Here is a 13,079-nt window from a genome sequence, read left to right as displayed (position 1 = left end):
AATAGAATTAATGCATGAGAACTCTCGTCCTCATCCTGGCTGTAGCGGTGCTTGCGGGTTGTTCGGTCATGCCCAGGGGCGTCCTGAGGGCAGTTGACCAAGACATAACCCTCGACCAGGTCCAGGCCAACCCGGATCGCTATCTCGGCTCGAACGTCCTCTGGGGCGGCATAATCCTCGGCGCCGAGAACCTCGAAGACGTAACCGAGATAGAGGTGCTTGAGACGAGCCTCGGGTTTGACGAGCGCCCCAGTAACGGAACCTCAAAGGGCAGGTTCATAGTCCGGTCACCGGGGTTCCTTGATACCAACATATACTCCAAGGACAAGCGGATAACCGTGGCCGGGACTGTAAGGGCTGTCGAGAGGAGGAGGATAGGCAGGATGGAATATCCCTATCCGGTCCTCGAACCCATTGAGGTCAGGCTCTTCGACCCGACCGAGGAAAGATACCCTTACCAGGACCCCTACTTCTACGGGCCGTTCTATCCGTACGGGCCCTATGGCCCGTTTCATCCCTTCAGTCCCTATTACCCCTTCGGCCCGAGGCGGCCGTTCTATCCTTATCCGTTCTTCCCATGACAATCTGCTGAAAAATCCCAATCTGCTGTGTCGTTTAAAATTGGACACTCCGGCGTACAAGAAAAGTACGCCTCATGCTCATGTTTCGACTCCTTGCATCTTGAGCTTTTTGAGCGGACTGCATGAGATCTTTTGTTTTGAAGCAAACTGCTAATCCTTTATCGGCGAGCAGCCGTCCTTCACGCCCCTTAAAAACTCCATGTACTCGTCGTAATAATCGTCCATGAACTCGAAGACGTTCCTGCCTTCGGTATCCAGCCCTTTTTTAACCTTTAGGAATTCCTTGAAGGTCATGGTTTACCCTTTTAATCTCTTAAGGTTTGAATTCCCACCCTTTGGAGCGCGTTTGTTTTTGACTTTTCACCCTTGATGGGGGGCTGGGAGGGGGTGAAGGAATTTCACCCTCCCCTCGTCTCCCCTCCCGTCAAGGGAGGGGAGGTTTGTAGATACCCCGCTACTTGCGGGGTAGTTCATTCATGCTTCCGCGATAGGGTATCGGGTCCGTTACCCCGGCCTCCCTGAACCCCCGGAGCCGGAGAAGGCACGAGTCGCACTCCCCGCAGGCAGCCTCCTCGTCGCTGTAGCAGGACCATGTGAGATTGAACGGGGCCCCGAGTTCGACGCCCTTTTTTACTATCTCTGATTTCCTGAGGCTTATCAACGGGGTGACTATCCGTATCTCCGTTTCCGGCCTGGTCCCGAGGTTTGCCGCCCTCTCGAACGCCTTGAAAAACTCGAGCGTGCAGTCCGGGTAGCCGGAGCCGTCCTCCTCGACCGCGCCGATGTATATCTCCTCTGCCCCGGTAACCTCCGCCCAGGAGACGGCTATTGAAAGCAGGTGCGCGTTCCTGAACGGTACATACGTCGCTGGCACCTCTTTCCTCTCAAGCTCACCGCCCGGAACGTCGATGTTCATGTCGATCAAAGCCGAGCCGCCTATGAGCCTCAGGTGGCTTATATCCACGATGAGCCTTTCGGTTACGCCGTAGAAATCGGCTATGGCGTTAAACGACTTAAGCTCCCTGGCCTCGGTCCTCTGGCCGTAGTTTACATGTAGGAACGCGCACTCGCCCTTTTTCGCGGCCCAGGCCGCCGTTACAGTACTGTCCATGCCCCCGCTCAAGAGGACTATCGCCTTGCCCATACAGGAGATTAAAGCACATAAGGCTTGGACGGCTCAACCGAAAATTGAGGAGAATACCATCCTGACCCGCTCCGGGAGGGGGTCCTCTGCCCAGGAAACGATGTGAGGCCCGGATATCTGCTCGAACAGGGCTTTCTGCCTGAGATAGATGTCCCAGTCCGCATCAGAGACCGCCTTACCCGGCTCGGCCAGCCTCCCCCGGAGGCGCTCCCTTATCGTGGAATTCCGGGCAGTGCACTCGACGGTGTTGACGATAACGCGCTTCCTGGCTGCCATCTCCCTGGCCTTCAGAAGGCGCTTCCGCTTCCCGAAGGTCGCGTCCAGTATGACGGAGCGCCCTTCCCCCAGCAGATCCGAAGCACGACTTATAAGCGCCTTGTAAGTCCTCTCGGTGAAATCCTCGGAATAAATGCCCTGGCCAAAGGGCTCCGTCCTTCTCTCGTAAGGCGAAAGGCCGGCGAGCTCCTTCCTGACAGCGTCTGAAGAGAGGTGGACGAAATTGGTATGCAAGGCTATTTGAGCCGCGAGCGAGGATTTTCCTGTCCCGGAAAGGCCCGAGATTATAATGAGCATGGGCTTGAACCCGCCGGATGCGTAGAGCCCTGAAAGATGGAAATGGCAGGCGGCGCGGAGAAAGGAGGCTTCCCTCTCGGCCTCACCGACCTCCGGCTCGGAGGCCTTGAAGCCCTCGACCTTGCCCCGGACAAACGCGCGGTAGCACCTGTAGAAGTCCATGAGGCGGCTGCCTTCGTAGTCGCCGGTTTCGTGAAAGTACGCTTCGTCAAAGGCCGAGGAAAGGGCGTGCCTGTTGAGGAAATCGAGGTCCATCGAGAGAAAGGCGGCATCTGCGATTACGTCCGAGTACCTGAAGCGCTCGTTAAACTCTATGCAGTCGATTATCTGGACGCCGTTGTCGATGAAGACGTGCTCGGAATGTATGTCGCCGTGGCAGTCCCTTATGAAGCCGTTCCTTGTCCGGCTCTCAAGGAGAGGGGCCTCGAAAGAGAGAAAGCCCTCGGTATGGTCCCTTATCAAATCGTGGAGCCTTTGGCTAACGGTCCGGCCGATAAAGGGGAGGGTCTGTGAGAAGTTCTCGCCGGTATTCCTCCTTATGGACTCTATCGAGCCGAAGCCGGATATACGCGCGTCCGTGCCGGCTCCAGCGTGGAACGAGGCTACGGCGCGCGCGACCTGCGCTGCCGTCTCTTGTGTAGCCCGGTCCGACGCGATGAGGGTCGAGAGGCACTTTCCATTATCGAGCCTTTTCATCTTGACCGCGTATTCGATCGCATTCCCTGGCCCGCCCATGAAAAAGGCGCCGTCCTCCTCCGAAATGGCTGAGACACCGAGGTATGCGTCCGGCGCAAGCCGGCGATTTAGCCGCACCTCCTCCTCGCAGAAGAAGCGGCGCTTCTCAAGGGTGGTAAAGTCCAGGAAGCCGAAATCGACGGGCTTTTTTATCTTGTAGACGAAATCCGGCGTGAACAGGAGATACGAGACGTGGGTCTGGCGGAGTTCGATTTCCGAAGGGCGCTCAGGGAATGCCTCGGGCCTCAAAAGCCCCTCTATGAGCCGGGCAGGTCCATCCACGGTTCCCCCTCATCATCTTGAATGGTGTAGAGGCCGGGAAGGCCCCTCAGCATTTCCTTGTGATCCATCCCGTAGCCGACGACAAAACCGGGCCCAATGACCGCTCCAATGTAGTCGGCCCTTAGCTCCGGGGCCCCGCCTTCGCGCTTAAGGAGCGTGCAGAGCCTTATGGAGGCCGCGCCCCTGTCGGAGAAGTACTTCATGAGCGCCTGTGCGGTGTGCCCCCTGTCTATGATGTCCTCTACTATTATCACGTCGCGCCCGCTCAAGTCCGCGGTTATGTCCCGGACGATCAGGACGTCCGCTGCCGGGGTGTCGCGGTGCCCGTAGCAGGCGGTCTGGATGAAGTCGACCTCGTGCCCCACCTCGAGTTTCCTCACGAGATCCGAGAGGAAGAGAAAAGCGCCCTTGAGCACGCCCACGAGCAAGGGAGTCCGGCCCCTGTAATCGGAATTTATCTGACGGGCGAGCCGCTCTACTATTTCGTTTATTCCTTGTGGCGGGATAAAGGGCTTAAGGTTCATCTCAGGGGTCCGGATTTTAATTAAGCATATAATCACGGCCCTCCCGTGTCAAGGCGGAGTTGGACTTGAATTGAGGTTATCCGGTGTGCTACATATTTACAAACACCTTAACCCTCAAACGCAGGGGAGAAGAATGATAATACAGTGCGACAGGTGCGGGACCAAGTTCCGCCTGGACGATTCACGGATAAGCGGCAAGGGTGTAAGGGTCCGGTGCACCAAATGCCAGAACGTCTTCATGGCCGCGCCCCCTCCGCCGGTCGAGGAAATACAACTGGAGGATATCTTCGGGGCTGCGGCAGACGAAACGGCGGCTGATGCTGCAGGGCCGAGGCGGGATAAGTCCGGCCGTAAACCCGTCAAGGATGAAAAAAAAGAAAACCTCGCCTTTGACTTCAGGGAGGGCTCGGAGGGGGAAGCCCCTTCGCGTCATGAGCCCGGACAAGACCCGGAGATTGAAGGCGGCCTCGGTTCGGATGCCGGGTCGGATGGAGACGATTCCGGGGAAGCACCAGGCGGCCAGGGCTTTGAGTTCAGCCCCGAAGGCGGAGCCCGGGAAGAGAAAAATGAATGGGGCCTAGGGGATGAGAAGGACGATTTCAGCTTCGGCTTCGAAGACCCTGAAAAGGACCATGTTGAAGAGAAAAAAAAGGAAATAAAAGAAGAAGTAAAAGAGGACGAGGACGAAATAAACTTCAGCTTCGAAACGCCTGAGCTCGTAAATAGAGAGGCGGCCCCCTCCCTCCAGGGCGCGCTCGCGGCAGAGGCTCAGCAGGCGGCCGGGGCAGCCAGGGAAAAGGCGATACCCTTTGCCGCCTCGGGCTACGCCAAAGAGGCCCTTGTCCCAGAGAAGGCTCAGCAGCAAAAAGCCGCCGGGGACGATTTCAAGGAGATACTCTCCCAGAACCTTTCGAGGGAGGACCTTCCGGCCTTTGAGGATAGCGGCGAGGAAGAGGTGCGGGAGAGGGGAGGCGCCAGAGCGCGTAAGCCCCCTGCATCACTGGGTCTGATGATAGCCGTTCTCATAGTTATTGTAGGAGGCGGCCTCGTTTACTTCACCGGGGCCATAGACAAGCTTGCAGAGGCGCTTACGCCCGGAGAGGCGAAGGTAAAGACCGTAGGCATAGAGACGATAGAGGGCTATTACGCCGAGAACAGTAATGTCGGCAGGATATTCGTCATCCAGGCACGCGTAAGGAACCTGACCGAAGAGCCGCAGGAGATAAAGGCCGCAACCGGGGCCATCTACGACCGGAGCGGCAAAAAACTCGGCTCGCGCTCCGTATCGCCCGGCAGGGTGGTATCGCTCGAGGAAGTGGGGAGCCTCTCCAGGGAAGACCTCCTCAAGTCCTTCAAGGACCCGTCCGGCGGCATCATACCGCCAAGGGGCACGGTGCCTGTGATGGTCGTCTTTACCGAGGCGGAGGGAGTGGCCGAGTACGGCATAGACATCGTAAGGTAACCGCCCTTCGGGAAATCGATGCGACGCCTTGAGGGCATAGCAGAGAATCTCCTTTCCGGACTTTCGGCCCTGCCCGAGAAGAGGATGAGGCTCGGGCTGTTAGCAAGGACCCTGGCCGCCCTCCCTCCCGAGGACGCCGCCAACCTCATCGAGATAATCTACGGGATGGACCCCCGCGATGCGGGCGTGTCGATAGTCCGCGCCATGATGGTGGACCATGACGCGCTCGGGAGCGCCCTTGGCCGTGTCTCCGATTCCATTTACCTCGCGGCCCTCAGGCTTGGCCTTTCAAGGGTAGAGAGGCTCTTTAACGATTTCGAGCCCTTCAGGGACGGGGTGAGCGGCTATGAGGAAGAGGAGTTCGTCAAAACCGGCCACCTCACGTTAGGCGAGCGGAGAAGCCTCTCAAAATCGCACCGCTACAAGGACATCGAGAAACTCCTTACCGACCCGGACCCTGTCATAGTAACGAACCTCCTCAATAACACCAGGATAACCGCAAGGGAGGTTTTGAAGATCGCCTCCAAGCGGCCAAACTCGCCCCATGTACTTAAGCTCATCGCCCTCCACAGTAAATGGTCCGGGAGGTACGAGGTCATGAAGGCCGTATCGAGAAATCCTTATGCCTTTCCGAGGGTCTCCATGGCCCTTATCGAGGGGCTCCTTGCCCAGGACCTCAAGGAAATAGCCGAGGACAATACATTGCACCCGGAGCTTAAAGAGGCGGCAAGGGATCTTTTGAAGAAAAAAGAGAAAGGCTAATACGAAGTTGTCTGGTTTTGAGAAACCGGAAAAAGGCAGACAGGGATTGTGAGGACCGGGAGGTTACGGCTGTACGGCCGGAGGAGGACTACTTCAGGCGTTCCTTTTCGTCCCTTGGCGCGGCGTCCAGGTCGGTTTCGCTTGAAGACCTCTTGAAATTTTTTATGGCCTTGCCAAGGCCAGAGCCTATCTCCGGGAGCTTTCCGGCCCCGAAGATGACGAGGATGATGACCAGTATGAATATAAGCTCTGTTGTGCCGAGCCCGAACATTGTATTACCCCGCTCTAATGTGTAAAATACGGATAGGCGCTTTTTAAGTCAACCCACTTGAAATTCTGACAGAAATACAGGTGCATGTCAACCGAAACCTTCCCGGGCCCCCAAGGCCGCATATCGCGTACCTTTTTGATTTTCCTTGCGCTTTCCGTGCTCTTGCACTTCCTGGCGCTTTGGGCGTCCACACTTCTGCCTGAAGATGCCGTCCGGAGAAAAGAGGCCCGCGCCCCCATACCTGTCGAGATACTGGATCCGCCGCGTCCCGGAGAGGAGAAGAGGAGCATCCCTGTAGCCGAGGCGCCCAAGGCAGAGCCTGATAACATCTCGCCGGCAAAAAAGCCGCCTTCGGTCTTTGCGGATAAAGACCAGAGCGTAAAAAAGGAGACCGTGCCTCCCCCTGCCCCGCCCAGTCAGATGGCGCAAAGAGCCCGTCCGGCAATGCCCCGGATCGAGCCGTCATTGGAGGAAGCCGGAGAGGCCCGAAAAGCGCCCCCCCTGTCCGGTTCCGGAGAGACCGAAAGAGAAAAATCCGGGCCAAGCGCCGGGACCGCCAGTAAGGAACCAAGGTCCCCCGTTGACGAACCGATCCGGACCGGGCCGGCTTCGCCGGGAGCACAAGCAGAGCCGCGCATATTGCAGGAGGAACAGAAAAGGCCGAGCCTCTTCCCCTCTGATGAAAGGATAGCCGAGCTTACCAGAAACTACGAGGCCGGGACCCATGAGAAGGAGACGGGCAAGACCCTGCAGCTCAACACGGCAGAGCTCAAATACCAGAAGTATCTGCTGGACATGAAGAGGAAGATAGAGTTCTACTGGGACTACCCGGCCCTGGCAGCGCGTAACGGCTGGCAAGGGAGCCTCTTCATAAACTTCACGATAAACCGGGACGGCACCGTATCAGGGGTGCGCATGGAGAGGTCCTCGGGCTACCCCATGCTCGACGATGCGGCAATTACCGCCATAAGGCTTGCGGCACCGTTCCCGCCCTTTCCGGCGAATTTCACTGTCGAGGACTTGAATATAAAAGGGCAGTTCCAGTACCATATCGTCGCGCCGAGAGGAGGCGGTTAGTTCGGGACTACAGCCCACCGCTCCCCTCCGGCCTTGAAAAGACCAGCCCGAAAAGATAAGATGCCGATTCAGAAAGAGAATCCAAAAAAGCCAGATCCGTTCCTTCCTTAATTGATGGCATATACTTCAGAAGAGACCATAAGGACATACCCGCGCCGGGCCTCAGCTTTCGCACTCATTGTGCTTGCGAGCGCCGTTGTCTTTCTTTTGCTTGTCCTTGTCGTCGACTCCCGGATGGAGATAATCCGGAATAGCGACGACGGGCATTATTTCTCTTACGCCAGGTCGGCGGTCATCGACAGGGACATGGACCTTCTGAACGAATACGAGCGGCTCGGTATCAAGGATTTCCGCCTGACGCCCGCGGGGCTCCCGGCGAACAAGTATTCAATAGGCCTTCCGCTCGCGGTCCTCCCCTTTTATGCTTTAACCCACATGGCCGTCCTCGCTCTGAACGCGCTCGGGTCCGGCCTCGACAGTTCCGGGTATTCCATCCCCTATCAGCTATCGTTCTCACTCGGGAGCATCTTTTACGGGTATTTTGGTCTACTTATCTCGTACAGGCTCGCGAGGAGGTACTACCCCGAAGCGGTCTCTTTCCTTTCGGCGGCCTCCATCTTCCTGGCCTCCAATCTCGTATACTATTTCATCAGGGAGCCGTTCATGTCGCACCTGGTCTCGTTCTTCGCGGCGGCGCTCTTTTTCTACATGTGGAGCGTTACGAGAGAGGGGGAGGGCGGAAAGAGGGCTTTTTTCGTGATGGGGCTTTCCGCCGGGCTGATGGTGATAACGAGGCAGCAGGACGCGGTATTTCTCATGGTGCCGCTCGTCGACGGAGTTATCGGTTTCATTAAAGAGAGGAGGCTTCCCTGGTTTCTGACGGCCAGGGGCCTTTTCCCGTTCGTCGCCGGGCTTGTTCCGGCGGCTATTGCGCAGGCACTTGTGTGGAAGCTCATATTCGGCTCTTTCCTCGTCTACTCATATGGCGGCGAGTCCTTCATCTATGCGGCCTCGCCGAAGATAATCGAAGTCCTTTTCTCCTCAAAGCACGGGCTCTTGAGCTGGAACCCCGTAATAATCCTTGCTTTGATAGGGGTCGGCTTCTTTATCAAGTATGAGAGGCGGCCGGGAACGCTCCTTTTAATAGCATTTCTCCTGCAGCTATACGTGAACGCCTCGTGGTTCATGTGGTGGTTCGGGCATTCCTTCGGTCACAGGGCATTCATAAGTTCCCTGCCTATCTTCATCATCGGGCTCGCGGCTTTCTTTGAGAAGCTCGATAGGAAAGGGCTCCTTGCCTGGGGAATAGGCGCGGCAGTCCTCCTTTCAGCGTGGAACATGGTAATGATGCTGGCGTATCTTTCCGAGATGATACCCTACGCCGACTACTTCAGCTGGAAAGAGCTTTTCCTTAAACTTCTCGACCTTCCGGAAGCCGTATTCAGGAAGGCACTCTCCATCTCCTGACCCTTGTCCTATTCCGAAATTCCGATTGCGATGTCCATTACGTTCGTGCCGGTCGGGCCGGTCATGAAAAGGCCGCCGATCGGCTTGAAGAAATTATAGGAATCGTTCCGGGAGAGGAAGCCCGACGCATCAAGGCCGAGGACCGAAGCCTTCCTGAGCGTGTCTGGCAAGGCAAAGGCCCCTGCCGCGTCGGTCGGGCCGTCCGTGCCGTCCGTTCCTGCGGAGAGGATCGATATGCCCTCCTCTCCGCCAAGTGCGAGGGCCGCGCAAAGGGCAAACTCCTGGTTCCTTCCGCCCTTTCCTTTTCCGGCCACCCTGAGGGTCGTCTCCCCGCCCATGAGCACGCAGGCAGGCGGCCTTACGGGGTTACCGGACCTCCTTATCTCCATGAGCACCGACGAGAAGAGCCGGGCCGCTTCGCGTGTATTGCCGGTCACTGCCGATGAAAGTATTATGGGGCGGAAGCCCAATGAGGCGGCCTTCTCTTTTGCCGCCAGAAGGGCGGTAAAGTTATCGGCCAGGATGATATTAGCGGTCCGGGCGAAGGCCCTGTGTCCGGGCTTGGGCGTTTCGGCAGCATTCCTTTTTACGCCGCTACTGAGGAGCTTAAGCGCCTTTGCAGGTACTCTCGCTGAAAGGCCGTATTTCCCGATTATTCGGATACAGTCCTCGAACGTCGAGGGGTCGGGCGCGGTCGGCCCCGAGCCGATGGAAGAGAGGTCGTTACCTACGACATCCGAAACGATAAGCGTAAGTACGCGCGCGGGCCATGCGAGCTCCGCGAGGCGGCCGCCCTTTAGCCTTGAAAGGTGCTTCCTTACCGCGTTTATCTCGTTTATCGAGGCCCCGGAATTTATGAGGAGCCTCGATATGGCCTGCTTCTCCTTTAGCGTAATCCCATCTGCCGGGGCCGGGAGCAGGGCCGAGGCGCCCCCGGTAAGGAGGAATATGACCAGGTCGTCCTCGCCTGCCCCTTCAGCCGTCTTTATCATCCTCTCGGCCGCTAAAAGGCCATTACGGTCCGGTATGGGATGGCCCGCCTCCATGACCTCTATCCGCTTAAGCGGAAGCGAGTGGCCGTACTTGGTCACGACGAGACCGCCGGATATCCTGTTACCGAGCAAGCCTTCCACTGCCCGGGCCATTGACGGCGCGCCCTTGCCCGCTCCGATGACAAAGACCCTGCCGCCTTTTTTGAGGCCTACGGACGCATTTTTTACTTTGAGGACTGATTTTTCAGGTGAACGGACGAGACGGAGGTTTGCACGGACCGCCGCATAGGGCGAGGCGGCATTTACAGCCGCCTCGAAGATCTTCCGGAGGGAGGCCTTCCTATCTGCCGCCGTTTTCATAGCGGTTCGTTATGGGCATGCGCCTGTCCTTTCCGAGTGCCCTCGGGGTTATCTTTATTCCGGGGGGCGCCTGCCGCCTCTTGTATTCGCTACGGTCGACCATGCGGGCCACCTTCCTTACAAGCTCCCTTTTGAAGCCAAACGCCGCTATTTCCTCTATAGACCTGTCATCTTCAACATAGGCCTTTAAAATCCTGTCGAGCACGTCATAAGGCGGGAGGGTGTCCTGGTCGGTCTGGTTGGGCCTTAGCTCCGCCGTAGGGACTTTCGTAAAGACCCGCTCAGGGATGACCTCCCTCCCTTCGAGCTCGTTTATCCTCTGTGATACTTTGTATACGAGTGTCTTCGGAAGGTCCTTTATGACAGCGAACCCCCCTGCCATGTCGCCGTAGAGGGTCGAGTAGCCCACACTCATCTCGCTCTTATTTCCGGTCGTAAGAACAAGCCAGCCGAACTTGTTGCTCAAGGCCATGAGGATGTTCCCCCGTATCCTGGCCTGCATGTTCTCCTCTGCCTCATTGGGCCTCGTCCCATTGAAGGCGTCCCTCATGGTCTCGAGATAGGCCTTGAAGGGCTTCTCTATCGAAATGGTAAGGGTTTTCATCCCTATGTTCCGGGCAAGTAATGTCGCATCCTCTATGCTCTCCCTGGAAGTATACCTCGAAGGCATGAGAACGCCCGTTACGTTCTCTTTTCCGAGCGCTAGTCCCGCAACGCAGGCAACGAGAGAGGAGTCTATGCCGCCGCTTAAGCCGATGACAGCGTGCCTGAACCCGTTTTTTTGGAGATAATCCCGGGTGCCGAGTACGAGCGCCTTGAGGACCTCCTCCTTTTCTTCGAGTATCAAGGACTTCCGTTTCGGCAGGCCGGGGAGCGCTCCTTTGGCCTGGACAGTTCCGAGGTCAATGGTCCTCACGCCGGGCACGTCCCTCTTCGCGGCCTTAATCCGTTTCTTGCGTTCAAGGCGGGTCCTTGATACCGAGTCCGCGTCCAGGTCGGTTATTATGAGGTCCTCTTGAAATGGCTTCCCCCTTGCGATGACCTCGCCTCTCTCGTTTACGACCATTCCGGCGCCGTCAAAGACGAGCTCGTCCTGTCCGCCGACAGTATTATTGTACGCTATGATGGCCGTGTTGTCGGTTGAGCGGGCCCGTAAAAGCTCCTCCCTTATGAGCGGCTTTCCCATGTGGTACGGAGAGGCGTTTATGTTCACGATGACCTCTGCGCCTGCGAGCGCCTGCGCCCGCGCCGGCCCCTCCGGGAACCAGATGTCCTCGCATATCTCGAGGCCGAAGGTTATGCCGTTGAGGACGAAGTTCAAAGGGACCTTCCCGGCCCGGAAATAGCGCTCCTCGTCGAAGACGCCGTAGTTCGGGAGATGCATCTTGTGGTAAACGGCCGCGATCGCCCCTTTGTGCACCAGGGCAGCGGCATTGTATAGCCCGGCCTCCCTGTCCACGAAGCCGACAACGGCGGTTATGCCCCGCATCTTTCCTGCAATGCCCTGGAGGGCATTGAGATTATCGTCTATAAAGCCGGGCTTCAAAAGGAGGTCCTCCGGCGGATAGCCGGTAAGGGCGAGCTCCGGGAATAGGACAAGCGCTGCCCCGGCCTTTCTGGCCTTTTCAGCATAGGATATGATCTTTTTGGCGTTGCCTCTGATATCCCCTACCACCGGGTTTATCTGGGCCATGGCGAGCCTGAGATTTCGCATGGGTAGAAGATTATCAAAAGGGGTTTTCCGTGTAAAGGAGAAGGATGGGCCGCGGGCGCTCTCTACTTTACAATCGCGCCCCGGAGGTCTATAATCACCATTCCGATGAGCAACCCGTATTCCATATTCGACAAGGCGGAGCGGAAAAGGTCTCTCTCCAGGTTCCTGGAGGCCATCCCACTGTATCTCGAGGCCAGGAGGCTGGCCGGGCTCGACGACGAGCTCAAGAGCGCATGCTACTTCTCCCTCGGCGACACCTATAGGATGGTCGGCGAGTTCACAAAATCGGGGAGGTGCTATGCCGAGTCGCGGAAGCTCCTCCTTGCCCTCGGGGACGAGGAAAGGGCTCTGGATGCGATGGTGGGGCTTGGCCTGAGCCTTCGCGCAACGGGCGAGGTGAAAGAGTCGCTTGCCATATTCAACAGGGCGCTCAAGGCCTACGAGAAACTTGGCGACAGGGCAGGGGCCGCGTTCACGCTCTGGGCAAGGGCAGGGGCGCTCCGCTTAAAGGGCGACCTCAAGGCCGCGATCTCCGGCTTCAAGGAGGCCAGAAAGGGATTTACGCGCCTCAAGGACAAGAGCGGGGTCGGCTACTGCCTTACCGGTCTCGGCGGGGCTTCGAGGGTATCGGGCGACTACAAGGCATCATACAGGTACTATAGCGAGGCGAACGCCCTTTTCAGAGAGCTCAGGGATACCTTCGGGATTGCCTACTCTTACTGCGGGATAGCCAATTCCATGCGCATGAACGGGGACTTCAAGGGGTCGCTAAAGTTCTTCAAGAAGGCCAGGGAGAACTATAAAAAGATCGGCGACAAGGTGAGCTATGCCTACACGCTATGGGGCGAGGGAACAGCCCTACAGATGCTCGGAAAAGACAGGGAAGCGCTTAAGGATTTCGAGGAGGCCCGGTCGCTATTCAAGGAAACGAAGGACAGGAGGGGGCTTATCTATTGCCTCATCTCCATAGGAGAGCTTGATTTCATGAAAGATCCCAAAAAGGGCATGCGCGCATTCAGCACTGCCCTTAAGAGGGCCGAAGCCCTCGGCCTCGGGGTGGAGTCGCGCTACGCCAAATCACTTATGGAGACCGGAAGGAAGGAGCCGGGGGCAATACCCCTTAACCTTGCGTAGA

The 13,079-nt window shown here is 57.4% G+C and carries 13 protein-coding genes; 6 read left to right on the top strand and 7 right to left on the bottom strand.

The features are described from left to right. The first annotated feature begins 14 nt into the window (after nt 1–14). Nucleotides 15–581 (top strand): Slp family lipoprotein, encoded by a 567-nt coding sequence (locus K8I01_11790; protein MBZ0221099.1) that lies wholly within the window; start codon nt 15–17, stop codon nt 579–581. A 150-nt stretch (nt 582–731) separates the two neighbouring features. On the opposite strand, the gene K8I01_11785 is transcribed toward K8I01_11790, so the two are convergent. The 4 genes from K8I01_11785 to K8I01_11770 form a co-directional block, all read right to left on the bottom strand. Beyond that, nucleotides 732–875 (bottom strand): hypothetical protein, encoded by a 144-nt coding sequence (locus K8I01_11785; GenBank protein ID MBZ0221098.1) that lies wholly within the window; start codon nt 873–875, stop codon nt 732–734. Between the two features lie 160 nt (nt 876–1,035). Then, nucleotides 1,036–1,725: a 7-cyano-7-deazaguanine synthase QueC gene (gene queC / locus K8I01_11780; protein MBZ0221097.1), complete on the bottom strand. Its 690-nt coding sequence runs from the start codon at nt 1,723–1,725 to the stop codon at nt 1,036–1,038. Nucleotides 1,726–1,758: 33 nt separating this feature from the next. Beyond that, on the bottom strand, nt 1,759–3,315 hold the full coding sequence (locus tag K8I01_11775) for an AAA family ATPase (protein ID MBZ0221096.1): 1,557 nt from the start codon (nt 3,313–3,315) through the stop codon (nt 1,759–1,761). Next, nucleotides 3,291–3,839 carry a hypoxanthine phosphoribosyltransferase gene (locus tag K8I01_11770; protein MBZ0221095.1) on the bottom strand — a complete coding sequence of 183 codons (549 nt, stop codon included), beginning with the start codon at nt 3,837–3,839 and terminating at the stop codon, nt 3,291–3,293. Before K8I01_11770 ends, K8I01_11775 begins: the two co-directional genes overlap by 25 nt. A gap of 133 nt (nt 3,840–3,972) precedes the next feature. On the opposite strand from K8I01_11770, the gene K8I01_11765 reads away from it, so the two are divergent. Next, nucleotides 3,973–5,301 (top strand): zinc-ribbon domain-containing protein, encoded by a 1,329-nt coding sequence (locus K8I01_11765; protein MBZ0221094.1) that lies wholly within the window; start codon nt 3,973–3,975, stop codon nt 5,299–5,301. An 18-nt stretch (nt 5,302–5,319) separates the two neighbouring features. Next, a complete protein-coding gene (locus K8I01_11760) occupies nt 5,320–6,063 on the top strand; it encodes a hypothetical protein (protein MBZ0221093.1) in 744 nt (247 codons plus the stop codon). 88 nt (nt 6,064–6,151) lie between these two features. Here the strand turns inward: K8I01_11760 and tatA are convergent, their stop codons facing one another. After that, nucleotides 6,152–6,334, bottom strand: coding sequence for a twin-arginine translocase TatA/TatE family subunit (tatA, locus tag K8I01_11755; GenBank protein ID MBZ0221092.1), 183 nt, complete (start codon nt 6,332–6,334; stop codon nt 6,152–6,154). Between the two features lie 135 nt (nt 6,335–6,469). Here tatA and K8I01_11750 point away from each other — a divergent pair, with 135 nt between their 5' ends. Then, complete coding sequence (locus K8I01_11750; GenBank protein MBZ0221091.1) at nt 6,470–7,411, top strand: TonB family protein; 942 nt, start codon at nt 6,470–6,472, stop codon at nt 7,409–7,411. A 114-nt stretch (nt 7,412–7,525) separates the two neighbouring features. Then, on the top strand, nt 7,526–8,878 hold the full coding sequence (locus K8I01_11745) for a hypothetical protein (GenBank protein MBZ0221090.1): 1,353 nt from the start codon (nt 7,526–7,528) through the stop codon (nt 8,876–8,878). Nucleotides 8,879–8,886: 8 nt separating this feature from the next. On the opposite strand, the gene K8I01_11740 is transcribed toward K8I01_11745, so the two are convergent. Together K8I01_11740 and K8I01_11735 are read right to left on the bottom strand one after the other, a co-directional pair. After that, nucleotides 8,887–10,230, bottom strand: a complete 1,344-nt coding sequence (locus tag K8I01_11740) for a glycerate kinase (GenBank protein ID MBZ0221089.1) — start codon at nt 10,228–10,230, stop codon at nt 8,887–8,889. Further along, on the bottom strand, nt 10,211–11,944 hold the full coding sequence (locus K8I01_11735; GenBank protein MBZ0221088.1) for an NAD+ synthase: 1,734 nt from the start codon (nt 11,942–11,944) through the stop codon (nt 10,211–10,213). The genes K8I01_11740 and K8I01_11735 overlap by 20 nt, the downstream gene beginning before the upstream one ends. A 105-nt stretch (nt 11,945–12,049) precedes the next feature. On the opposite strand from K8I01_11735, the gene K8I01_11730 reads away from it, so the two are divergent. Further along, on the top strand, nt 12,050–13,078 hold the full coding sequence (locus tag K8I01_11730; GenBank protein MBZ0221087.1) for a tetratricopeptide repeat protein: 1,029 nt from the start codon (nt 12,050–12,052) through the stop codon (nt 13,076–13,078). The last annotated feature ends 1 nt before the right edge of the window (nt 13,079 follow it).

Source organism: Deltaproteobacteria bacterium, from assembly GCA_019912665.1.
In the GTDB taxonomy this organism is placed as follows: domain Bacteria; phylum Desulfobacterota; class GWC2-55-46; order GWC2-55-46; family GWC2-55-46; genus UBA5799.
Note: the sequence above shows the minus strand (reverse complement) of the source record. Positions and strands in the feature narration are given on the sequence as shown.